Here is a 22,616-nt window from a genome sequence, read left to right on the forward strand (position 1 = left end):
GTTAATTCCTTCCGATTGCGACGAACTCGTTCGCCACGGCCTGCCGCCACACCTCGTATGCGGGTGGTCCGCCCTGCACCTCGCCGGATGGCCGGCGCAGGTAGGCCAGGTCGGCGGCCTCGGCCACGCTCATACCGCACAGCGCTCGGGTGGCCACTTCGTTGTGCGGGACCACGAGTCCCGCCCGGACCCGGGCCGACGCGGCGAAGACGCTGCCCTGGAAGACGTGCGCGCGGTGTTCATCAGCACGCACCCAGAACGCCCGCAGCTCCTCTCCGTCCGCCCCGCCGGCGTAGGTGGCCGCCAGGCTGGCACCGCTGTAGAGATCTGCCCTACGGCCGGGCGCGAAGCTCTCAATGGTCTCGGCGACCCGCTCCGCGTCGGTTCCGCAGACGAACCAGAGCGCCCGACCGATGCCCTGGTCGATGGCCCGGCCGGCGTACCCCCGGTGCGTGTCACCGGGCGGCCATCCGAGTGCGGCCTCCCGATACTGACCGTGCACATACCGGTTAGTGGCGAAGTACGCCTGATGGAAGCCGTAGCCGTCGAGCACAAGCCAGCGCAGCAGTGGGTCTGGGACCGTCAGCGTCCGCCACCGAAACCGCGGTAGCCGGGCCATTGCCCACCCGATTCCTACATACGCCATGTAGGCGTGTGGATCGCCAGGGCCGGCGAGAAACCGCCCGACGTGGCGGCCCGGGCCGGGTAAGGCGTCGAGCACCGCCAGCGCCATCGCCGCGCCCTCGTACGCGAACCCACAAAATCGCGTCGGAATCTGGTCAAGACGCTGCGAAAGTTTGTCTGACTCAGGCGTCTCAGCAGCGTAGGAATAGCCAACGAGAAATGTACTTCCGATCGTCTCGAGCAATTCCTGCGCCGCCGCGTCCTTGGCAGCAAACCCGCGCACCTCGATCTTCGTGGTGGACACGTCGGGTGTGAGAATTCGACGTCTCAGGATACGCCATGCACTGGTCACGACCTCCCCCAACTGAGGACGCATTTCGCCCTCTAACGACTGTGACTAAAATGTTGCCAGCGGTCGGAGCATCGTGTCTTCTTCGACTGTGCGAATTGCCAAAAGAAGCTCAGCAAGCGCGACGACAGCGGGCAGCATCGATATCCGTCAGCGGTAGGACGGCATGCGATTGCGGTGGCCGCGATTGCGGCGGACTGGCCGCGGACTCAACTGCGCGCCGACGTCGCGAGGAATCGCGCGCGCACCCGGTTGCGCCACATCTCGTACGGCGGCACCTGCCCATCGATGGGGCCCGTCACGGCGACCTCGTCGGCGAGCCCTACGGCCGCCTCCACAGTCAGCCCGGTCAGCCCGACCAGCGCCGTCCGGGTGTGCTCCGGGACACAGCCGGACCAGGATCGAGCTTTCGCCGCGAACACCGCACCCTGAGCGAGGTCCGACGCGTGCCCTCCGGCAGCACGATGCAACGGCCCCGCGTCGCAGCCACCGGCAAACGTGGCCGCTAGCCCGACGCCACTCCAGAGGTCCGGTTGCCGTTCGGCGGCGAATCGACCGACCGCCGCCGCCACGTTCGGGACACGACCACCGTGGATGAACCACAGTGCGCGGCCGATCCCCTGATCCACCGCACGAGGAAAGTACTCCGCCGCCCCCTGCCAGGGGTACGCCGCGAGTCGCTCCTGCCGGTCTACGACGCGGACGGTGTCGAAGTAGGCCCGGTCGAATCCGTATCCATCGACGGCGAGCCAGCTCATCGTCGGGTGGTACACAATGCCATCCAGGTCCGGCAGGACGCCGCGCCACAGCGGTCGTGGGAGCCGGGCCATCGCGAAGCCGATGCCGATGTACGCGAGGAAGAGATGCGGCTGTCCGGGCCCGAGCAGGAGTGCGCGGGTGCGGCCCGAGCGGCCGGGCAGGGCGTCCAACACCGTGCAGGCCATCGTGGCCCCTTCGTACGCGAAGCCCCGCAGCTCCTCCTCCACCAGCTCCACGCGACGCTCAAGCTCCCACTGGTCCCGGGTGTCGAGGCCCCACTCAAAGCCGCAGATCACTGCCCGCGGCACCGCTTCCAACCGCTCGGTGGTGGCCGATGGCGTCGCCGGAAAGCCCCGCCGACGGAAGGAGACGTCAGCCAGTTCCGGTGCCAGCAGCAACCGACGCACCGAGCCCACCACGGATGCCATGGATCCTCCCCAGATTCGATGGTGGGCGGCTCGGGCCGCCTCATTGGAGGGTCACCGGGTGGGATACGGGCGTGAAGCACCGACCACCATCGGCGACGGTATGTAGTGATCTACTCACCCAAGGATGCGGGCTCCTGTCGCCGGTGTGGATATTTCAGATTGCGCAGCACCCAGCAGCCGATCCTCACTTATGGAGGATTGCCCGAGGCCGCACGTTGCGAGAACACCCGTGCCATCCAGCAGTCGATAATCGCCGAAACAGACCACACACCGGAGGAGGAGGTCCCGATGACGGTGTTGGTGACCGGTGGCACGGGTTTCGTTGGAGCACACTCGGTAGTGGCGCTGCTCACCGCCGGACACCGGGTACGCCTCCTGGTCCGCGACCCGGCGCGAGTCCCGGCGACGTTGCGGCCACTCGGGATCGAGTCGGCATCCATCGATGTGGTGGCGGGAGACGTGACCGATCCGGACACGGTCGCCGCCGCCGTCCACGGATGCACCTCGGTCCTGCATGCCGCCTCGGTATATAGCTTCGACACCCGCGACCACCCGCGGATGCGGGCGGTCAACGTCCGCGGCACCGAAGTCGTGCTCGGGGCAGCCGTCACCGCCGGACTCGACCCGGTGGTACAGGTGTCGAGCTTCGGCGCCCTGCTGCCGGCCCGCCAGACGCCGGTCACCCCCGACGCCGAGGTGGGAACGCCGCGGGAGACGTACCTGGACAGTAAGGCGCAGGCCGACCGGGTGGCCCGCCGATACCAGGCCGAGGGCGCGCCGGTCGTCGTGACGTACCCACTGGCGGCGCTCGGGCCGCACGATGCGTACCTAGGCGACCAGACCACCCGCCTACGCAACGCCCTGCGCGGGCTGATGCCAATCTGGCCACGAGGCGGATTCCCGGTCGGCGACGTGCGCGACGTGGCCAGGCTGCACGCGGCGGTACTGGAGCCGGGGCGGGGGCCGCGCCGTTACCTGGGCCCGGGTCGCTACGTGGACACGCAGGAGTACCTGAGGGTGCTCCGCCGGGTGACCGGACGGGCGCTGCCAGCGATTCGCCTGCCAGCAACCGCGATGCTCCCGGTCGGCGCGCTAACCGGGCTGGTGCAGCGGGTCACCCCCGTCCACCTGCCCGCCGAATACGGGGCGATCTACACCTGCGCGGTAGCCCGCCCGGTGGATACCACCCTCACCGACCAACTGCTGGACGGCCCGACGGTACCGTTCGAGCGGACTGTCGCCGACACGGTGGCCTGGCTTGCCGCGACCGATCACATCACCCCGCGCCAGGCTGGTCGACTGGCCGCCCCACGTCCCGCGCCATTCGAGCACCCAGTCGACGGGCCGCGGTGAGGCTGGCCCAGGCGGTCACCGTAAGGAGGTCGGCATCGCCCGGAGCCCGATGGCCGTGGTCGTGGACCACGGCGTCGTCAACCTGGTGCGACGCCATCGCGGTAAGTAGTGCCAGCCGGGCCGTGGGTCGGTGGGCCGGCGCCAGCCCGGCGACGGCATCTGCGGCCCAGGCACGGCTGATTCCCGGAGGGGTTCCGTCCCAGGCCGCGATCCGCTCCCCCACCAGCTCCCGAACGACCGCCGGCACAGCGGCATCGGCCAGCTCGTCCACCACCGCCGAGGCCCGTGCGAACGCCGCGGCGATGGTCGGGCGGCCAAGCGCCCAATCGAGATCCGACGGAAGCGGCGCGGCCGGGAGCAGGGCCAGGGCAGCACCGGGCTGGACCGAACGGGAGGCAGCCGGGCGCAGCATCGCGCCAAGTAGTCGACGGGTCCCGCCGCGCAACCGACCCGGCACAGCCGGCGGCACCGGCGAATCGTCGAGGAAGACGTTCACCATCCGGTTCAGATAGTGGAAGGTCACCGCCACGCCCAGCAGCTCGGGGGCCACCGCAGCCGGGAATGGCGGCGGACCTACCACCACCGGTCCCCGCGCCCACCGCACGAGCGTGCGGATGTCGGGGTCGGTGACGACGTCGACCCGACCGGCGGCGACCGCAGCGGCATCCGGCCCCTGGACCAGCCCATACAGTGTGGACGTGTGCACGTCGACGCAGTACGGGCAAGCGTTGCCGAGGGAGACCGCCGCCGCGACCGCCTCCCGGGTGGCCCGCGTGGCATGACCGCGGGCCACCAGTGTCTCCCGAAGGAGCACCCAGGCCACGGCCAGCACCTGCGGCTGCGGGGCGTGCAGTGCCACCGGGGGCGCCAACACGCCGAACTCCCGCTCCAGTGGGTCGTATACCCGCCGCACGGCCGGTGGCGCCGACCCCCGGGGAACCGGGCGGACGTACCGCACTCGCCCCAGTGAGCGGCGGACGGCAGCCCGGGCGAACCTGTTGACCACGTGTCCTCCTCGTTCTGGTCGCCGCTAACGGACCGTCGGGGGCCCGGGCGGCACACCAACCTGCCGCCCGGGTAGCGCTGGTTCAGCGGCCGGTACCGCCGCTCACCAGTGGCAACACGGCATTCCGGCCAGCGGTGGCGCCATCCGGGGACGGCGCGCCGTACCGCACTGCGACGCCGCGCTGCCGCGCGGCTTCGACGATGGCGGGGATTGCCCGCTCGGCCAGCGCGGCGATGGTCATGGCGGGATTCACCGTCAACGCCCCGGGGACCGCCGAGCCGTCGGTGACGAAGATGCCGGGGTGACCTCGCAGTTCGTGCCGGTCGTCCAGTGCCGAGGTGGCCGGGTCGTCGCCGATGCGACACGAGGCCAGTGGGTGCACGGTATACGCCCCGACCACGTCGTTGGTCCACGGCATTACCCGGGCGAGGCCGTCGCGTTCGAGAATATCCCGCACCTCCGCGTCAGAGGCGGCCCATCCGCGCAGCGTATTCTCGGTGGGCCGGTAACGTAGCGCCCCCCGTCCCAACATCTGCTGGGAGACCCGAACGGCGTTGCCGGTAGGCGGCGGCGGGCCAAACACACCCTCGTTGTCGTCCTCGCTCATCGTGAAGATGGTCAGCCAGGACTTCCAGTGGCGCAGAAGTTCCTTCTTCTCCGCCCCAAACCACGTCGGCCCGGTGGCGTCGGGAACCTGGGCGAGGATGGTGCCGAACCCGGGCGGGAAGTAGAGCTGTTCCAGCGAGTAGCGGAGGTACTCCGGCAACGATCCGTCGAGCCGGTCCCAGCTGGCCACGCACGGCCCCTTGCCAATCTGGTATGCCTCGTACGGCACCCCGTCCGAACGGCTGAGTCCCAGCACGTCGCGCACCCGGTCCTCATTGACGACCGCGGTGTTCAGCCGCTCCCCGTTTCCGGAGAAGTAGCGACCCACGGCCGCGGGCATCGGGCCGAGCAGCTCGGCGGAACGTTGCAGAATTACCGGGGTGGCCCCGGCTCCCGATGCCAGCACCACGATTTTCGCATCGATCGCACCGCCGCCCGTTTCCACCCGGTAGTCAACGTCATCGACTACTGTGTAATGCAGGCGATAGCCACCATCAGTCCGCTCAAGCCGCTGCACCTCGTGCAGGGGTCGGATGTGGGCGCCGTGAGCTATCGCGGCCGGTAGGTAGTTGAGCAGCAGGGAGCGCTTGGCATCGAAGCGGCAGCCGGACATCATCCAGTTGCAGTTGACACACCGCTGGTTGTCGATCGCCACCGGCACCGGGTTCGCCGTGCGCCCGGCGTGGTCGCAGGCCGCCGCCCACAGACCACCTGAGTACGGCACATCGGACCAGCTCTGGCCGGTAACCGGCAACGCCTCAGCGACCCGGTCGTACCACGGTTCAAGGGTGTCGCGGCTGACCGCGGCCGGCCACATCCGCCGACCGATGCTGCCGTGCCGCTCGAAGACGAAGCGTGGAGCACGCGGCATCGCGGCGAAGTAGACAACACTGCCGCCACCGACGCAGTTGCCGGCCAGCACGCTCATGCCGTCCCCGACGGTGAAGTCGAAGGCCCGGGTCGAGGAAGCCCCGAATTTGAAATCCTGGTCAAAGTCCTGGCCCGTCAGCCACGGACCACGCTCCAACACCACCACCCGAGCACCGCCCGCGGCTAGATGGTATGCGGTGATCGCGCCGCCGAACCCGCTGCCGACCACCACAACGTCGGTACTCTCGATGGCCGTCATGCCGGGCTCCCTGAGGGTGTCGTGTCGGGGTGAGGGCGGGCGAGCTGCCGGCCGTACGAGAACTCAGGGAAGCGCCACAGCCCATCAGCCTGCGGCGGCTTGAACCCCATCGTGCTCATTCCGGGATGCCCGGCAGCAAGCGCGTCAACGGTGTGCAGATGCGCCGCGGCGTCGAAGGCGATCGTGCTGAACATCGCCAGACTGACCCAGATGTCCCGCTCGGAATGGGTGGGGTCGGTCAACCGCGCCACCAGCGCGGTGCGATCGGCGAACGTAAGGGCAACGAATGGCGGTATCGCGGGGGCGAGGCTCAGTTCACGCTCGGCCGCGTAGCCGCCGGCGTGCTCGTTGAGCGCCTCGGCGAGGTTGTCGAGCGCGGGAGCCATGCCGCCCTCGTCGGTACGGAGCACGGCGACGGCCCCGGAGGCAACCGCCCCACCACCCGTGGCCGCGCCGGCCACCGTGACATCACCGGGGAAGCGCTTCTCCCCTGGCAAAATAGTATCGGCAAATGCTTCAAGCGTCATTTCTGTCGCATCGTCCTGGACGCTGCCGTGCACGGGCCATCCCTCCTTTGACAAATGTCAGGGATCAGACGATGGGAGACGGGCTGGCCGGCCGGACAGCGTCAGGGCGAAACGTTACTGCGGCCAGGGCAAGCGCACCCGATTCGGTGTCCACGGGCTTCGGTCTCCGCCGCTAAAGCTTGCACCCAGCCGCCAACGGTACGCATCTTCGGATGTGCGCATCCAGGGTTTACTCCGAACGCGGACACCACGTCGCACAAACCGATGTGGATTGCGACAGGAATTGCGGATCTGATGACTACTGAGAGCTCCGCAAATTTGAAGAAGGACCGAATCGGAAACATCGATAGCCTGACTGACAAAGCAGTGGCCAGGAGGGACAGGTTCCGCACGATCGTCCGCGGCATCCCGCCCCAGGGCGCTCTCCTCCGAGTGGCCGCGACGGCTACGGGTTGGTCATGCTGGTCGGCCCTTCCTGGCGCCTGCCGGCCGAGTTCGGCGGGCTAGAAGCGGAGCCGGGCGACCCCGGCCCCGCCGTCTCGACAACCGGACAACCGAAGGGGTACGACGTGACCGATCAGCAGCAGGATGTGATCGCCGCCCTGATGGCGGAGGGAAAGGAGCTCGACGGGCTGGTGGCCGGACTGACGCCCGAGCAGTGGTCGCTGCCGACCCCAGCTCCGGGCTGGACGATCGCACACCAGATCGCCCACCTGGCGGCCACGTTCCGCCTCGCCGGGATGGCGGCGGCCCAGCCGGACGCCTTCACCACGATGGTGTCCCGGCTCAGCGGGGACTTCAACAACAATGTGGAGGCCGCTCTCTCGGAGTACCTCAGCGATCCGCCAGAGGTGCTGTTGAGGCGGTGGCGGGCCGAGCGCACCACCGCCGAGAAGGCTCTCGCCGCCGTGCCGCCCACCCAGCTGGTGCCGTGGCTGGTACGGCCGCTGCCGCCGGGAGTCCTCGCCGCCGCAGGAATGATGGAGCTGTTCGGGCACGGGCAGGACATTGCTGACACGCTCCAGGTCCGCCGGACGCCCACTGACCGGGTCGGGCACCTGGTCGGCTTCGCCGTCCGTACCTGGGACTTCGGCTACCTGGCCCGAGGGCTCACCCCGCCGGAGACCACGCTGCGCTTCGAGCTGACCGCCCCGTCTGGCCAGGTGTGGACCTTCGGTCCAGAGGACTCGACGGAGCTGGTGACCGGCAGCGCATGGGACTTCTGCCTGCTCGTCTGCCGACGCCGCCACCGCAACGACCTAGCGCTGCGGGCATCCGGCACGGTGGCCGACCAGTGGCTGGACATCGCCCAGGCGTACCGGGGGCCGGCCGGCCCAGGCCGAGAACCGGGCCAGTTCGCTGAGGCGGTCCGGAGCTAACCGATCGGGGCGGGGTGGCCCGTAACCGGGTCACCCCGTCGGAACGGCCGTCAGCCACCACTTCCCGTGGCCCCGGGCGCTGGCTACGCGCGGTCGGTGTCCCACGTGGTCCGGGTAGAACTGCCACATTCAGCGGGCGTAGGCCGCCGTGCCGACGCTGCGTGACGGGACACCAACACCGAGTTCGATACTGGCCTCGGAGATCAACAATGCGAACCCGGCCCACTGTGGTGGCGGCACCGATGATCAGGTCGTTAACCAGTTCCGCCCCGGGGCCGACCCGAGGCAGACCAGTACCAGGCCGAGCACTGCCAGGCCGAGCCCGCCGGCACCGTCCACCAGGCCGAGCGGCAATACCAGATCGCCGGGTCACCCGGCTGGTACGCGCTGCGTCGATCAACATCCGTTCGGCACCACGCAGGATCTGGTGGAACTCACGGAACTGCTTCCGGCTGACATGCTGGGCCTGGTAGCCGGGCGCTCGCCGGTCACCGCGTACGCCCGGGCCCGTGATCCGCTGGCGGTGCGAAACTCGCAGACACCGCAGCGGCCGCTGAGCCGCTCCGGGTCGCCCAGCGCAGTGAACAGCGCCGAATCCCGGCAGATGTCGCGCGTTGATCTGCCTCCGAACTCGGCAACCTGCATCAGTGTGATGGCCTGTTCGGTGTTCAGCTCAGCTCGGTCCCGGTCAGCGCGGGCGGAGGCCCGACGGTGTGGGCAGACGAGCGGGCACGCCTGGTGGACTCCCAGATCACAATAGGCGGCTGGCCGGACAAACATATCGGTCACCGAAGTTATGATTCATTCAATCCAGCAGCCCCGTGTTCCAGGTCCCCTTCCCCGTTCCCGCTGGACGGGAGCCTCCGCGCAGGCCGGGGCTGCCGCCGCCTCGCCGGCCCACCCGAGCATTCCTCACCGGTCCCAGCAAGCAGGTGACGTCGCAATTCGAAAGGTGCGCACCGGCGAGGGGGATGCCAGGGTCGGTGGTGCCGCCGACACTGTCTCCGGAGGCTCACTTCCGGTGACTACCAGCTCATTTCACACCACCTGTTTGCCGTGTCAGCCGCTTATCCGACCAGGAGGTTCGATGGAAGCAATGGCAGTCCCGACCCGCACCGAGCTCGCCCGCCGCGCCGAGGAGCTGGTGCCCATGCTCCGGGAGAGCGCCCAGGACGCCGAGCAGCAGCGCCGGCTGCCGGAGAAGACGATCGAGGCGCTTACCGACGCCGGTCTACTTAAGCTACGGCTGCCAGGCCGCCACGGCGGCTACGAGTCGGAGATGGGCACCGTCGTTGACGTCGTCTCGGAACTGGGGCGTGGTGACGGCTCTACCGGCTGGACCGTGGCCGTCTGGACGATCAGCAGTTGGATGGTCGGGTTCTTCCCGGACGAAACGCAGGAAGAAATATTTTCCACTCCGGATGTTCGGGTTAGTGGAATCCTCAGCCCTGGCGCGATGGCCGTGCCCACCGACGGCGGAGTAATCCTGAACGGTCGGTGGCCGTTCAACACCGGAGCCGCCCAGAGCCACTGGAATACGAACGCGGCTGTGCTGGCCACCCCGGACGGTGGCCACGAGCCGGTGATGGTGGCACTGCCGATGGACGACCTCCAGATCATCGATGACTGGCACACGGCCGGCATGCGGGGCTCCGGCAGCGTCACGACGGTGGCCGACAACCTGTTCGTACCGCAGCATCGGGTGCTGCCGATGGGGCCGGTCATCCAGGGTGCGCCGTTGACCAACTCCAACGCCGGTGCGTCGATCTTCCGGGTCCCGTTCATGTCGATGGCGTGTACCACGGTCGGTGCGAGCTGCCTGGGCCTGGCGAAGGCCGCCAAGGAGGTGTTCTTCGAGCGGCTACCTGGCCGGAAGATCACCTACACGGACTACGCCGACCAAAGCCAGGCACCGATTACCCACATTCAGGTCGCCGACGCCACCGTCAAGATCGACGAAGCCGACTTCCACGCGTACCGGACAGCCGAGTTGCTCGACCGAAAGGCCACCGCGGGTGACGAGTTGACCCTGGAGGAGCGAGCCCGGATCCGGTTGGACCTCGGCGCGGTCTGCCAGCGGTCGAAGGAGGCCGTCGACCTGCTGAACACCGCCAGTGGCGGGTCGTCCATCTACCAGGACGTGCCGATTCAGCGCATCGAACGCGACGTACAGACGCTCAACCTGCACGCGATCATGCACCCAAACACCAACCTAGAGCTGTACGGCCGGCTCCTCTGTGGTCTCGGCCCGAACACGGTCTACATCTGATTCGACCGACGCTTTCCCATCCCACTCAGAACGTCCTACCCGCGCCACCGGATGCCGCCGGTGTCGTCCTGTCCCGACCGGGTCCGACGGCGGTCGTACGTCGACGAGCCGACCCGGCCCGTCGGGCTTTCCCGAAACCTGTGGAAGGGACCAGAACCATGTCGAACAACATCGCTGAGAAGCTGAGTACCGAAGACCAAGCCGCAGTGCAGGACGTACCGCAACGCATCATGGCGGCCTGGGCGGCCCACGACGCAGACGCCTTCGCCGCAACCTTCGCGGAGGACGGCAGCATGATCCTGCCCGGCGTGCTCCGCCAGGGCCGGAACGAGATCCGCGACTTCATGGTCGAGGCGTTCGGCGGGCCGTACCGGGGCACCCGGGTGACCGGCACCCCGACCGCCCTCAAGCCGCTGTCCGAGGACACCGTACTGGTGCTCACCGAGGGCGGTGTGCTGGCACCGGGCGAGACCGAGCCGGCCGCCGAGCGGGCGGTACGGGCGAGCTGGCTACTGGTCCGACGGGACGGCCAATGGCTACTCACCGCGTACCAGAACTCTCCGATGCACCGCGCCTGAGCGCGGCACACGAGCCGAGAGGTGACGCCATGGGCGACCATTCCACCCGCCGAGTGGTGGTACTCGGCGCGAGCATGGGCGGCCTGCTGGCTGCCCGGGTGCTCGCCGACCGGTACGCCGAGGTGCTGCTAGTAGACCGGGACGAGGTGACCGGGGTGACCGGCTACCGCCAGGGCGTGCCGCACGGCCGGCACGCCCACGGCCTGGTAGCCCGCGGACACCAGATTCTGGAAAGTCACTTCCCGGGGCTCACTGATGACCTGCAGGCCGCCGGGGTGAAGCCGGGTGACTTCAGCGGTGACATCCGCTGGTACGTCGAGGGACGACGCATGCTTCCGTCGCGGTCGGGGCTGCTCTCGGCACCCGCCACTCGACCGGTGCTGGAGCACCAGGTCCGCAGCCGGGTGCAGGCCCTACCGAACGTACGGATCCTGGAACGACACGACATCGTCGGCCTGGTCACTACTCCGGACCGCAAACGGGTAACCGGGGCACGCGTACAGCGCCGCGCCGCGGGCAGCCAGGAGCAGGTGCTCGACGCCGATCTGGTGATCGACACGACGGGCCGCGGCTCGCGGACCCCGGCGTGGCTGGAGGAACTTGGCTACGCGCGGCCAACGGAGGATCGGGTCAAGGTCGACCTGGCTTATACCACCCGCCACTATCGGCTGGCTGAAGATCCGTTCGGCGATGACCTGGCAATCATTCCGGCGGCCACCCCAGCCAGCCCGCGGGGCGCGTTCTTCTACCGGATGCCAGGCAACGACGGCCGAGTCGAGCTGTCGCTGACCGGGGTGCTCGGTGACCACCCGCCCACCGATCCCGACGGCTTCCTGGCCTTTGTCCGGTCGCTGCCGGTGCCGCAGATCTACCAGGCGGTGCGGGGCGCCGAACCAATCGACGATCCGGTGACCTTCCGCTTCCCGGCCAGCGTGCGCCGCCGCTACGAACGGCTGACCAGCTTCCCTACCGGCCTGCTCGTGCTGGGCGACGCAGTGTGCAGCTTCAACCCGATCTATGCGCAGGGGATGACCGCTGCCGCGCTCGGCTCACTGGTGCTCGCCGAGCAGCTGCGGCGTGGCGAGCCAGAACCGCTCGCCTTCTTCCGCGACCTCGCCGCTCAACTCGCCTCTCCCTGGGACTTCTCCGCCGGCGCCGACCTTGGGTACGCCGGAGTCGAGGGCCGCCGTACCGCGAAGATCCGCCTGGCCAACGCCTATGTGCCCCGGCTGCAACGGGCCGCTACTCGGGACGCCCGGCTGACCGATGCGTTCATCCGGGTGGCCGGGCTGATCGACCCACCGTCGTCACTGATGCGCCCGGCGACCCTGCTCCGGGTGCTCCGGCACAGCCGCCCCCGCGCCAACACACCCGCCGCCCAGAGTGAGCTGCTCGGCGGCCGGGCCTGACCCAGGAGGTTCCGATGCGCCCGTTCCGGATCCATGTCCCCCAGGCTGACCTCGACGACCTGTCGCGTCGGCTCGCCGCCACCCGGTGGCCCACCGAACTACCCGGAATCGGCTGGGAGCGCGGGGTGCCGCTGGACTACCTACGCGACTTGGCCGACTACTGGCGGAACCGCTACGACTGGCGGGCCGCGGAGCGCTGGCTAAACGACTTCCCACAATTCATCACCGAGATCGACGGCACGGACGTGCACTTCGTGCACGTCCGCTCGGCGGAGCCGAATGCCACCCCGCTGATCCTCACCCACGGTTGGCCGGGGTCCTTCGTGGAATTCTTGAACCTGATCGGGCCGCTGACCGACCCGGTGGCACACGGCGGCGACTCCGCTGAGGCCTGCCACGTGGTAGTCCCGTCGATCCCCGGATATGGCTTTTCCGGTCCGACCCGGGAGACCGGCTGGGACACTCGACGGGTTGCCCGGGCATGGGCTGAGCTAATGCGCCGCCTCGGGTACGACCGGTACGTCGCCCAAGGTGGGGACTGGGGCATGCCGATCTCCATGGAGCTGGGGTTGGCCGACCCCGAGCACGTGGCCGGGGTACACGTCAACATGTTCGTCACCTTTCCTCCCGAGGACTCGACGCTGATCGCCGGGTTGGACGAAGCGGACCGGGCCCGGTTGGAATTTGCGCAAACGTTCGAGCAGGAGGGTGCCGGCTGGCGCAAGCTCCAGTCGAGCCGTCCACAGACCCTGTCGTACGCCCTCACCGACTCCCCGGTCGGGCAGCTGGCCTGGATCGTGGAGAAGTTCTGGGAGTGGACCGACTCGACAAAAGCCCCGGAGGACGCCGTTGACCGGGACAGGCTGCTAACCAACGTGATGATCTACTGGCTTACCGGCACTGCGGGCTCCAGCGCCCAGCTCTACTACGAGTCCCAACGGCTCGACGCCGACTTCATCCGTACCTGGGCCGGTCCCTGGCAGCTGGCCATGCCGGTCGGGGTCGCGGTCTTCCCCGCCGACGCTGTCCGGCCGGTACGCCGGTGGGCTGAACGGATCCTGCCGACCCTGAGCCGGTGGACCGAGTTCGACCGGGGCGGTCACTTCGCCGCGCTTGAGCAGCCCGCCCTGCTGGTTGACGACATCCGGCACTTCATCCGTCCGCTGCCCTGAGGCACGACGGCCACGCCGGTCGTCAGCCAGCACAGCGGTCGGAGGCGTCGCGACCCGATGAGAAGCCGCCACGTCCCCAGAACGACACACGACGAAAGCCGGAAAGCCCACAACTAAGCAATTTAGAGGGTGAGCTGGCGGCACAAGCGCCATAGATTGGCGGGCAGAGGGCAGCCATAAGCGGAGAAAGGTGCTGGAGCGTGAGCGCACTCGCTAACGACCCGAATATCGTCAAGTTCGTTTACTGGGATAACGTCACTTACTCTCCCCCCGGCTCGGTGGAGCCAGAAAAGTGGGACGGCAAGCTCGCAACAGAACTCTACGAGAGCTACCTCGACCACTGCGTTGAGGCGGAGGGCCTTGGCTACGCCGGCGTCAGCCTGCCGGAGCACTTCGGACCGTCGTCGCCGCTTCCCCATCCAGTCATAATGATGGCCGCGCTCGCGGTGAAGACGACATCAGCCCGAATAGTCTCCGGGGCGAATATTCCCTTATGGCATCACCCGATGGAGCTCGCAGAACAGCTCGCGATGGTCGATGTGTTGTCCGGCGGAAGACTCGAGGTCGGACTCGGAAGACATGGCGATCGGACCGAACAAGAAAACGCCATCGACCTCATCGATGGTGTTTTGAATAAAATCGACTATCCAGTGGCGAAAGCTGATCTTAGGCCGATGCAGGCGGCCTTCTTGCAGGACGCCGAGGTGGCAACCGTCAACGCGTGGCCGCGGCCGGTGCAACGGCGTGTGCCGCTGTGGTCCGCAGCAGGAACAGAGGAGTCTCTGGCTGCCGCGGCACGCCGAGGAATGTGCGTGTTCACGGGGTTAAGCATCAACCCTACCGCCAGCGGCATGGCACCGATAACGATTGAGGAGACGATCCCACGCCTGCACCGCTATATCGAGATCGGACAGGAAAACGGGCACCATCTCTCGATGGCGAATGTGGCGGCGACATGCTTCACAGCTATTGCGGAGACCGACCAGGAGGCCGCCGACATAGTTCGTGAGGGCTTCATCAACCATGTACAGGCCGTAGCAGGACATACCGGACGCCTCGCCGGCACCATCAAGCCCGGCGAGACATCGTTGTCGTCTTTGGCGGGGCTCGAGACACCAGAGATGAAAGCCCTACTGGAGGCGCCGGCCGAGTCCTATATCCAGAACCCGTTCGCACTCGTTGGATCGGTGGAGACGGTCAAGGCGAAGTTGGAGGCCCTGCTGTCCGCCGGCATGCGACGGTTCATCGTCCTCTGCGGCGGGGTGGGCAGCCGGCAGGAAATCGGGTGGCAGACCGCAAAGGCCCTGGCGGAGGACGTGGCACCCGACCTCTTCGCGGCCGCGAGGGAGGAACTGCTGTTGGGTTGACCGTACTGGATAACGGGCAGGGCCATCCGCGCACCAACATCCCAAAGCCACATGCAGCTAGTGGAAACGAGGTAAAACCATGACCGGGCCGGCGGGAACCCGTCCACTGACCGGTGGCGAATACGTGGAGAGTCTGCGTGACGACCGTGAAGTCTACCTGTACGGGGAGAGAGTGAAGGACGTCACGACACACCCGGCCTTCCACAACCCGATCAGGATGACTGCCCGGCTGTACGACGCCATGCATGATTCCGAGCAGAGCAGCGTGCTGACCGGGCCGACAGACACCGGTGAACCCGGCTACACCCATCGGTTTTTTACCACCCCACACAGCGCGGACGACCTGATCGCAGACCAGAAGGCGATCGCGGCCTGGGCCCGAATGACTTACGGATGGATGGGACGCAGCCCGGACTACAAGGCATCCTTCCTCGGCACGCTGGGCGCAAACGCAGAATTTTACGCACCGTTCGCGGACAACGCACGCCGATGGTATCGGGAGTCCCAGCAGAAGGTCCTCTACTGGAACCACGCCATTGTGCACCCGCCGGTCGACCGCGACCGCCCGCCGGACGAGGTAGCCGACGTCTTTGTGCACGTGGAGCAAGAAACCGACGCCGGGTTGATCGTGAGCGGCGCCAAGGTGGTTGCGACCGGCTCGGCGCTCACCCACTACAGCTTCATCGCCCACTACGGGCTGCCCATCAAGCGCAAGGAATTTGCGCTGGTGGCCACACTGCCAATGAACGCCCCCGGGGTGAAGCTAGTCTGCCGCCCCTCCTACAGCGCTGCGGCCGCGGTGATGGGCAGCCCGTACGACTACCCGCTCTCATCGAGACTGGACGAGAACGACACCATCCTCATTCTCGACAAGGTCCTCATTCCATGGGAAAACGTATTCATCTACGGCGAGATCGGTAAGGTACATCTATTCGGTGCCGAGTCCGGCTTTATTCAACGCTTCACTTTTCACGGCTGCACCCGAATGGCAGTGAAGTTGGAGTTCCTTGCCGGCCTACTAGCCAAGGCACTTGAGATCGGTGGGACCCAGGACTTCCGCGGAGTTCAAAGTCGACTCGGCGAGGTACTGGCCTGGCGCAATCTATTCTGGGGCCTGTCCGATGCTGCCGCTCGCAATCCCGTTCAGTGGAAGAATGGGGCCGTTCTGCCGAATTTGGACTACGGCCTCGCGTACCGGTGGTTCATGCAGGTCGGCTATCCACGAGTTCGGGAGATCATCCTGCAGGACGTGGCCAGTGGCCTGATCTTCGTCAACTCCGGTGCCGAGGACTTTGCACATCAGAGTGTAGGGCCCTACCTGGATAAATACCTGCGTGGCTCGGGAGGTACGGACGCGGTCACTCGGGTCAAGGTGATGAAGCTACTATGGGACGCGGTAGGGTCGGAATTCGGCGGACGACACGAACTCTACGAGCGGAACTACGCGGGAAGCCACGAGAACACGAGGGTGGAACTACTGTCCGCGCAGCTCGCGGACGGGCAGCTCGACCAACATAAAGCCTTTGTGGACCGCTGCCTCGAGGAATACGACCAGGACGGATGGACAGTTCCGGATCTCTCATCTTTCGAGAGCCTTAAAGAAATTCGTAGGAACTTACTCAACGGCTGAATATCCAAGCGAGCTTTATGACGTCGGTGTGGCACTCCCAACAAGGACGGGGAGACACGAAAACTGCTTCATGTCCGGTCGACAGCTGGCTGACGGCGCGCTGAAATCCCACCAGATCAGGCACCGATGGTGACAAGGGCCCGGTCGGAGTCGGACGACGTGGTCGGCTCAACCGCCGTCAGATCGGCAGCACGCTCCTCTAGATAGCGCTTCTCACACTGATTGTGCGCCGCGCGGGCTGCGCGGCGATAGTGCTCACGTGCACTGGCGTGTTCGTTGAGTCGTTCGAGGAGGTGGGCGCGGACTGCGTCCGGTCGGTGGCTACGACGTAGGCGCACATCGTCGGCCACTGAATCGAGGACGGCGAGACCAGCACCGGGCCCGTGTGCGAATCCAACCGCAACCGCACGGTTCAGCGTGACTACGGGATTGCCCGATCGTCGTTCGAGCATTCCATACAGGATGGCGATCTGTTGCCAATCGGTTTCCTCGGCGCTTGCCGCCTCGGCATGCACGGCAGCGACCGCGGCTTGGAGCTGGTAGGGCCCCAGGGGGGCCGTCGCCAAGGCGTGTTCCAACAGCTTCACCGCTTCGGCGATGGCGCCGTAATCCCAACGGCGTCGATCCTGCTGGGCCAGCGGCACCAGGCGTCCGTCCTCGGTGGTCCGCGCGCTCCGCCGCGCATCGATGAGAAGCATGAGTGCGAGCAGCCCGGTGACTTCACCATCATCGGGCAGCAGCCGATGAAGCTGACGAGTCACGCGGATGGCTTCCACAGTCAGGTCGGCTCGAATCAGGTTCTCACCCATGGTTGCGGTGTAGCCCTCGTTGAAAATCAGGTACAGCACGTGCAGCGCAGCAGCGAGGCGGTCCTCCCGATCGCGGTGGGACCGGGTGAATGAGGCACCTGCGGCACGGACCGTTGCCTTGGCGCGGCTGATGCGCTGGGCCATGGTCGCTTCGGTCACCATCGTGGCCTGGGCGATCTCCGCGGTGGTGAGTCCACCAACCGTGCGGAGAGCGAGGGCGATCTTGCTGAGTTCGGACAACGCGGGATGCGCGCAGAGGAGCAGCATCTCAAGCTCGTCATCCGGTGCGGGTTTCGGTGTGTCGGCAAGTAGCTCCGCATCGGCACCAGGAGCATGTCGCAGCGCCGGAGCCTCCTGCGCGGCGACGATGTCCTCACGTCGACGTCGTGCATGCTCGCTGCGCCAATAGTCGGTCAGCTTGCGGTTGGAGACTTTGACCAACCATGCGACAGGTTCGTCCGGCTGGCCGCGCTGGGGCCACGACGTGGCGGCGACCAGTAGCGCCTCTTGGAGTGCGTCCTCACATAGGTCGAACTGCCCGTGCCGGCGGACCAGTGCATCGAGAGCTGTCGGCGCGCAGCGGCGCAGCAGCCTTTCGATATCCTGATCGTCACTCATGCTGTCTCCGGCTTCTCCAACCCGTAGCCAGCCGTGAACACCACCGGCCGGACCTCTACCGGCAGCCATTCAGTTCCCGGAATCATGGCTGCGATTTCCCGGGCCCGCTCGACGTTCGGGCAGTCGACCACGTAGAAGCCGCCCATGTACTCCTTGGCCTCCGAGAACGGACCGTCCGTGACCGAAGATGCCCCGGTACGACCCCGGACCACCGAGCTCTGTGCCGGATCCGCCAGAGCGTGGGCCGCGACCAACTCCCCAGAGGCAGTGACGGTGTCGATAAACGCGTTCTGGCTCTCGGCGATCCTGCTACGTTCAGCCTCGGACAAAGATTCCCAGGTCATGGGATTCATCTGAATGATGAGAAGATATTTCATGTCCCCTCCGCAAACGCTCTGGTGGGTGTCGCTTCACTGGTCAACCCTACGGAACAACTGACTGCCATTCGGCACCCCGAACAGGGACCAACGTTTCAGACAAAGGCGGGGTAACAGTTAGCAAGGAACCCCTGCCGCCTGGTCGGAGGTAGTCCATAGCACGGTCCGTGCGGATCGCTCGTGCCGGCGGGAAGCTCCCTCTTCAGCCGGTCTGAGTAGCGGAAACTCCGACAGGTCTGTGGCTAAGGACCGAGTCTGTGGTAAGGGCCGAGGTTGGCTCCTCTCGCACCGGTTGGAATCATTGTGCAGCCTACCAGGCTCGTCGTACCACGGCCCTTTCTCGCCGGGCCAACCGCGTGGCGACTGTTGGCGCAGGCCGAGGGCACACCATCATCGACACCCGCAAGACAGAGCAGCCTTATCCCCCGGTGACCTGGGGATAGAGCCCGTCAGCGACGTCCGCCAGCGTAAGCCACCTGCAGAGACGGGTCTTAGCCTCGATCCACCGACGAAGCTCGGCTCGACGGGACCCCGGAGATAGAAGTGCCCTCTGAACTGGGAAGATCGGAGTTACGACGCTTCTATCAGCCGGTTCGAGAGGGCACCTCGCAGGTGAGATTACGCTATGGGGCGCGCCGATGACGGCCGTAACGTTTCGATGATCCGAATCTGGTGTCGTGTACCGGTCTCGTGCCGGTGATGCGGCTTGCCGAGCAGGCCGGTCTACATGACACGGTCGCGGGCTGGGGTGGGCGTGCCGACGGACAAGGGCGCGAACCTGGCCGGGAAGGTCGCCACGATCGTGGCCGGGATGCTGGCCGGCGCGGACAGAATCGAGGACCTCGACGTGGCCCGGCACGGCGGGATGCCGGTCGTTGTTCGGCAGTGTGTACGCGCCGTCGACGCTGGGGCGTTCCTGCGCGCGTTCGCCCACGGGCACGTACGGCAGTTGCAGGCCACCGCCCGCCAGACGTTGATCGGCCTAGCCGGGCGGGTGCCGTTGCTGACCGGCGCCGACACGCGGTGCTTTGTGGACATCGACTAGATGCTGCGGCGGGTCCACGGCAAGCAGAAACAGGGTATCGGGTTCGGTCATGCGAAGGTCGGTGGCTACATCGTCTGGTTGCGCGGCTACAACCCCCTGGTCGCGACGCTGTCCACGCCGATGAGTACGCCGGTCGCCGCCGCCACGAGGCTGCACTCGGGCAACACCGGCTCCGCTCGCGGCGCGGCCAGCATGAACGCCGAGGTGATCGGCACCGCCCGCGCCTGCGGTGCTTCGGGCGAGATCGTCGTACGGGCCGACTCGGCGTTCTACGCCAAGACCGTCATCAGTACATGCCGCCGCCATGGCGTGCGGTTCTCGGTCACCACCCGCATCGACGCCAAGACCCGCACCGCCTACGCGGGCATCAGCGAGGACCAGTGGATCGACATCCGGTACCCGCAGGCCGTCTGGGACGAGCAGGAACAGCGGTGGATCTCCGACGCGCAGATCACCGAGACCACCTACACCGCATTCGCCGGCACCCGACACGCCGTCACCGCCCGGCTGATCGTGCGCCGGATCCGCCACGACAACCCCAACCGGGCCGCTGGCCAGGAAGAACTCCTACCCGACCGCCGGTATCCCGCGGTGTTCACCGACAGCCCTTACACCCTGGTCCAGGCCCAAGCCCAGCACCGGCAGCACGCGATCACCGAACAAGTCAACGCGGACCTGACCGCTGGCCCCCTCCCCCACCTGCCCTCCGGCCAGTTCAGCGCCAACGACGCCTGGCTGACCTGCGCCGGCATCGCCCACAACCTGACCCGCATCGCCCACAACCTGACCCGCGCGGCCGGACACCTCGCCGCCGGCGCCTGGCCGACCGCACGGCCGGCAACCATCAGGGCCCGGATCATCACCGTCGCCGCCCGCCTCGCACACCGGGCCCGCACCATCCACCTGCACCTACCGCAGCCCTGACAGACCGCGTTCGACAGCCTGTTCACCGCCGCTTAACCGGCACCCGGCTGACCACGGCACACCGACACCGACACCAGGCGGCCCGACCGCAGGCCACGAATCCCACCCCAGCCCCGACGACCACCCGGAGCAAGCCGATCACCTCATCGGCCATTCCGCCCTACCCCAGAACCACCCAACACCGAAACTACTCAACCGCGCTCAGCGCGAACCGCGTCGGTGGATCGAGGCTCAGAGATCCCGAAGCCCGTCGCGATCTACCGGAACGACGCCGAAGTCAACCGAACCCGGTGCAGCCCGCGCTGGTGCTGCACCGGTCCGGACTAGCGGATGGTGTAAGGGCCACAGCCGACGAGTGGCCGTCCCGGAGCCTTCGACAATCGGCGGCGCTAACCCACTGCCTCCGCCTCCCCCTCCGGTAGCCCGCCACCACCGGTTAACCCACCGGTCCGCGCAGACGAAGCCGCCACCCAGTCAGTCCCCCAGCATGGCACGCTTCTCCTCGCTGCGTGGGGCGTCGTTCGTGGCGCTCTCGTCGTCGGGCGCGGTGCCGGTCGGGGCGACCCCGCGTAGCAGCCGGACGATCAGCAGGGCGACGACCGCGAGGACCACCGCGCTGATCGCACTGACTAGGTGCAACCCGAAGACGAACGCTTCCCGTGCCGACGCGAGTAGGGCGTCGGCCTGCTCCGGAGGCAGGTCACGCGCGACAACCACTGCGTCGGCGAGGCTCTCCCGTGCGGTATCGGCCGCGCCGGCGGGAACATCAGCAGGTGGGGTGAAGCGGCTGTCATACACCGCGAAACCGATGCTGCCGAGCACGGCAAGCCCGAAGGCGAAGCCGAACTGGCCGCCGGTTTCGTTCAGGGCGGCAGCTGAACCAGCCTTCTCCGCCGGCGCCGAGGCCAGGATCAGTTGAATGCCCAGCGTCACCAGGGGCCCAGCGCCGAAGAGGACCAGTGTGAACCCAGTCACAAGGGTGGTGGGGCCCGACATGGCGTCAGTCTGAGTAAGCACGAGCAGCCCAGACACGGAGATCGCCAGACCCACGCCGATCACGTGTGCCGGCCGGAAGCGGCGGGCAAGCAGGGGCGACACAATGAACGACACCGCGTTCGCCAGTACGGCGGGCAGCAGCCACAGGCCGGCATCGAACGGCGACAGGCCCTCTACCAACTGCAGATCCTGGGTGACGAACAGCATGATCGAACCCATCAGCAGCGTGCCGAACATCAGGCCGATGAGCGCTACGGTGAAAGACCGGCTTGCGAACAGCCGCAGGTCCAGTAGCGGGTTCTCGAGCCGCTGCTGCCTGCGGACGAAGAGCACAGCGAAGATGATCCCGATCACGATGGCAACGATCGGCACTCCCTGCCAACCGTTCTTCGCCAGCTCCTTGAGCCCGTAGATGGACGGTAGTACAGCAGCCAGTGACAGCGCCACGCTGATGAGATCCAGGTCGCCGGCGTTCGGGTCTCGGTACTCGGGCAACAGGGCTGGGCCGACGGCAAGCAGCAGCACCATCGCCGGCACTCCGAGCAGGAAGACCGAGCCCCACCAGAAGTGGGACAGCAGTGCACCACCGACAACCGGGCCGATCACCGCGCCGGCCGAGAAGCAGAGCCCCCAGATACCGATCGCCAATCCCATCTGCTTCGGATCCCGGAACAGGGTGCGAATCAGTGACATGGTCGACGGTGCCAGGATCGCACCGGCCACACCGAGCAGGGCACGGGTGGCGATCAGCATCTCGGGACTGACGGAGTACGCCGCGACGACGGATGTGACGCCGAACGCTGCGGCTCCGATCAGTAGCAGCTTCCTACGACCGATACGGTCACCGAGCGTGCCCATCGTGATCAGGAACCCGGCTAGCATGAACACGTAGATGTCCGTGATCCAGAGCTGCTGAACGCTGCTCGCGCCCAGGTCCGCCGTCAGGTTGGGAAGCGCGAGGAGCAGGCTGTAGATGTCGATGGAGACCAGCAACGTCGGCAGGGCCAATACGGCCAGCGCGATCCATTCCCGTCGCCCGGCCCTGGCCGGGATCGTGTCGTTCATGTCAGTCCTTTCAGGTTCACGGACCAGTCCGCCCGGACGAGCCAGCCGTCACAGACAAGTCGAGGCTGACGTTGGCTTCTCGACATCCGCACAGCGGAGGTCGGCAGGGGCTGTGGGCTTGGTCAGCGCCGCCGGCAGTGACCGAGTCCCGACGTCGACTGCGGATACGCTAGCCGCGCAATCGATGATAATCATCG

Annotated in this window: 16 protein-coding genes and 3 pseudogenes; 9 read left to right on the forward strand and 10 right to left on the reverse strand. The window is 67.0% G+C overall.

Annotated features, from left to right (window positions below; genetic code table 11):
- Position 1: 1 nt before the first annotated feature.
- Together STROP_RS13580 and STROP_RS13585 are read right to left on the reverse strand one after the other, a co-directional pair.
- Positions 2-1,000, reverse strand: a complete 999-nt coding sequence (locus STROP_RS13580; RefSeq protein WP_012013925.1) for a DUF1702 family protein — start codon at positions 998-1,000, stop codon at positions 2-4.
- A gap of 182 nt (positions 1,001-1,182) precedes the next feature.
- On the reverse strand, positions 1,183-2,160 hold the full coding sequence (locus tag STROP_RS13585) for a DUF1702 family protein (protein ID WP_012013926.1): 978 nt from the start codon (positions 2,158-2,160) through the stop codon (positions 1,183-1,185).
- Between the two features lie 288 nt (positions 2,161-2,448).
- Here STROP_RS13585 and STROP_RS13590 point away from each other — a divergent pair, with 288 nt between their 5' ends.
- Complete coding sequence (locus STROP_RS13590; RefSeq protein ID WP_012013927.1) at positions 2,449-3,513, forward strand: NAD-dependent epimerase/dehydratase family protein; 1,065 nt, start codon at positions 2,449-2,451, stop codon at positions 3,511-3,513.
- On the opposite strand, the gene STROP_RS13595 is transcribed toward STROP_RS13590, so the two are convergent.
- The 3 genes from STROP_RS13595 to STROP_RS13605 all read right to left on the reverse strand — a co-directional run bounded on the left by STROP_RS13595 (position 3,437) and on the right by STROP_RS13605 (position 6,781).
- Positions 3,437-4,519, reverse strand: coding sequence for a carboxymuconolactone decarboxylase family protein (locus STROP_RS13595; protein ID WP_012013928.1), 1,083 nt, complete (start codon positions 4,517-4,519; stop codon positions 3,437-3,439). The genes STROP_RS13590 and STROP_RS13595 overlap by 77 nt on opposite strands.
- Positions 4,520-4,601: 82 nt before the next feature.
- Complete coding sequence (locus STROP_RS13600) at positions 4,602-6,254, reverse strand: FAD-dependent oxidoreductase (RefSeq protein WP_012013929.1); 1,653 nt, start codon at positions 6,252-6,254, stop codon at positions 4,602-4,604.
- A complete protein-coding gene (locus STROP_RS13605; RefSeq protein ID WP_050765068.1) occupies positions 6,251-6,781 on the reverse strand; it encodes a DUF5987 family protein in 531 nt (176 codons plus the stop codon). Before STROP_RS13605 ends, STROP_RS13600 begins: the two co-directional genes overlap by 4 nt.
- 458 nt (positions 6,782-7,239) lie before the next feature.
- On the opposite strand from STROP_RS13605, the gene STROP_RS13610 reads away from it, so the two are divergent.
- A complete protein-coding gene (locus STROP_RS13610) occupies positions 7,240-8,160 on the forward strand; it encodes a TIGR03084 family metal-binding protein (protein ID WP_012013931.1) in 921 nt (306 codons plus the stop codon).
- A gap of 138 nt (positions 8,161-8,298) precedes the next feature.
- Here STROP_RS13610 and STROP_RS26190 read toward each other — a convergent pair.
- Both STROP_RS26190 and STROP_RS26390 read right to left on the reverse strand, forming a co-directional pair.
- Positions 8,299-8,508: pseudogene (locus STROP_RS26190) on the reverse strand (MFS transporter); the annotation flags it as partial.
- Between the two features lie 276 nt (positions 8,509-8,784).
- Positions 8,785-8,936, reverse strand: a pseudogene (locus STROP_RS26390) (radical SAM/SPASM domain-containing protein); the annotation flags it as partial.
- 320 nt (positions 8,937-9,256) lie between these two features.
- On the opposite strand from STROP_RS26390, the gene STROP_RS13615 reads away from it, so the two are divergent.
- From STROP_RS13615 to STROP_RS13640, 6 genes are all read left to right on the forward strand, one after another.
- The gene (locus STROP_RS13615; protein WP_012013933.1) at positions 9,257-10,429 is read left to right on the forward strand and encodes an acyl-CoA dehydrogenase family protein; all 1,173 of its coding nucleotides are present in this window, start codon (positions 9,257-9,259) and stop codon (positions 10,427-10,429) included.
- 158 nt (positions 10,430-10,587) lie between these two features.
- Entirely contained in the window at positions 10,588-11,007 is a 420-nt protein-coding gene (locus STROP_RS13620; protein WP_012013934.1) for an SgcJ/EcaC family oxidoreductase, read from the forward strand.
- A gap of 29 nt (positions 11,008-11,036) precedes the next feature.
- Positions 11,037-12,416 (forward strand): FAD-dependent oxidoreductase, encoded by a 1,380-nt coding sequence (locus STROP_RS13625; RefSeq protein ID WP_012013935.1) that lies wholly within the window; start codon positions 11,037-11,039, stop codon positions 12,414-12,416.
- Positions 12,417-12,430: 14 nt separating this feature from the next.
- Positions 12,431-13,588 carry an epoxide hydrolase family protein gene (locus STROP_RS13630; protein WP_012013936.1) on the forward strand — a complete coding sequence of 386 codons (1,158 nt, stop codon included), beginning with the start codon at positions 12,431-12,433 and terminating at the stop codon, positions 13,586-13,588.
- Between the two features lie 200 nt (positions 13,589-13,788).
- Positions 13,789-14,955 (forward strand): LLM class flavin-dependent oxidoreductase, encoded by a 1,167-nt coding sequence (locus STROP_RS13635; protein ID WP_012013937.1) that lies wholly within the window; start codon positions 13,789-13,791, stop codon positions 14,953-14,955.
- A gap of 79 nt (positions 14,956-15,034) precedes the next feature.
- Positions 15,035-16,585, forward strand: coding sequence for a 4-hydroxyphenylacetate 3-hydroxylase N-terminal domain-containing protein (locus tag STROP_RS13640; RefSeq protein ID WP_012013938.1), 1,551 nt, complete (start codon positions 15,035-15,037; stop codon positions 16,583-16,585).
- 116 nt (positions 16,586-16,701) lie between these two features.
- Here STROP_RS13640 and STROP_RS13645 read toward each other — a convergent pair whose 3' ends face one another.
- Together STROP_RS13645 and STROP_RS13650 are read right to left on the reverse strand one after the other, a co-directional pair.
- On the reverse strand, positions 16,702-18,012 hold the full coding sequence (locus STROP_RS13645; protein WP_012013939.1) for an RNA polymerase sigma factor: 1,311 nt from the start codon (positions 18,010-18,012) through the stop codon (positions 16,702-16,704).
- Entirely contained in the window at positions 18,009-18,389 is a 381-nt protein-coding gene (locus STROP_RS13650; RefSeq protein WP_012013940.1) for a YciI family protein, read from the reverse strand. The genes STROP_RS13645 and STROP_RS13650 overlap by 4 nt, the downstream gene beginning before the upstream one ends.
- A 669-nt stretch (positions 18,390-19,058) precedes the next feature.
- On the opposite strand from STROP_RS13650, the pseudogene STROP_RS13655 reads away from it, so the two are divergent.
- Positions 19,059-20,358, forward strand: a pseudogene (locus STROP_RS13655) (IS1380 family transposase).
- A gap of 474 nt (positions 20,359-20,832) precedes the next feature.
- On the opposite strand, the gene STROP_RS13660 reads toward STROP_RS13655, so the two are convergent.
- The gene (locus STROP_RS13660; RefSeq protein ID WP_012013943.1) at positions 20,833-22,419 is read right to left on the reverse strand and encodes an MFS transporter; all 1,587 of its coding nucleotides are present in this window, start codon (positions 22,417-22,419) and stop codon (positions 20,833-20,835) included.
- Positions 22,420-22,616 lie beyond the last annotated feature (197 nt).

Origin of the sequence: Salinispora tropica CNB-440 (assembly GCF_000016425.1) — a bacterium.
Classification (GTDB): domain Bacteria; phylum Actinomycetota; class Actinomycetes; order Mycobacteriales; family Micromonosporaceae; genus Micromonospora; species Micromonospora tropica.

What these genes read in the sequence shown, in the direction of transcription:
- STROP_RS13650 (WP_012013940.1), bottom strand. Translation starts at nt 18,389, where the DNA reads ATGAAATATCTTCTCATCATTCAGATGAATCCCATGACCTGGGAATCT.
- STROP_RS13620 (WP_012013934.1), top strand. Translation starts at nt 10,588, where the DNA reads ATGTCGAACAACATCGCTGAGAAGCTGAGTACCGAAGACCAAGCCGCA.
- STROP_RS13610 (WP_012013931.1), top strand. Translation starts at nt 7,240, where the DNA reads ATGCTGGTCGGCCCTTCCTGGCGCCTGCCGGCCGAGTTCGGCGGGCTA.
- STROP_RS13630 (WP_012013936.1), top strand. Translation starts at nt 12,431, where the DNA reads ATGCGCCCGTTCCGGATCCATGTCCCCCAGGCTGACCTCGACGACCTG.
- STROP_RS13645 (WP_012013939.1), bottom strand. Translation starts at nt 18,012, where the DNA reads ATGAGTGACGATCAGGATATCGAAAGGCTGCTGCGCCGCTGCGCGCCG.
- STROP_RS13615 (WP_012013933.1), top strand. Translation starts at nt 9,257, where the DNA reads ATGGCAGTCCCGACCCGCACCGAGCTCGCCCGCCGCGCCGAGGAGCTG.
- STROP_RS13660 (WP_012013943.1), bottom strand. Translation starts at nt 22,419, where the DNA reads ATGAACGACACGATCCCGGCCAGGGCCGGGCGACGGGAATGGATCGCG.
- STROP_RS13580 (WP_012013925.1), bottom strand. Translation starts at nt 1,000, where the DNA reads ATGCGTCCTCAGTTGGGGGAGGTCGTGACCAGTGCATGGCGTATCCTG.
- STROP_RS13585 (WP_012013926.1), bottom strand. Translation starts at nt 2,160, where the DNA reads ATGGCATCCGTGGTGGGCTCGGTGCGTCGGTTGCTGCTGGCACCGGAA.
- STROP_RS13640 (WP_012013938.1), top strand. Translation starts at nt 15,035, where the DNA reads ATGACCGGGCCGGCGGGAACCCGTCCACTGACCGGTGGCGAATACGTG.
- STROP_RS13600 (WP_012013929.1), bottom strand. Translation starts at nt 6,254, where the DNA reads ATGACGGCCATCGAGAGTACCGACGTTGTGGTGGTCGGCAGCGGGTTC.
- STROP_RS13590 (WP_012013927.1), top strand. Translation starts at nt 2,449, where the DNA reads ATGACGGTGTTGGTGACCGGTGGCACGGGTTTCGTTGGAGCACACTCG.
- STROP_RS13625 (WP_012013935.1), top strand. Translation starts at nt 11,037, where the DNA reads ATGGGCGACCATTCCACCCGCCGAGTGGTGGTACTCGGCGCGAGCATG.
- STROP_RS13605 (WP_050765068.1), bottom strand. Translation starts at nt 6,781, where the DNA reads ATGACGCTTGAAGCATTTGCCGATACTATTTTGCCAGGGGAGAAGCGC.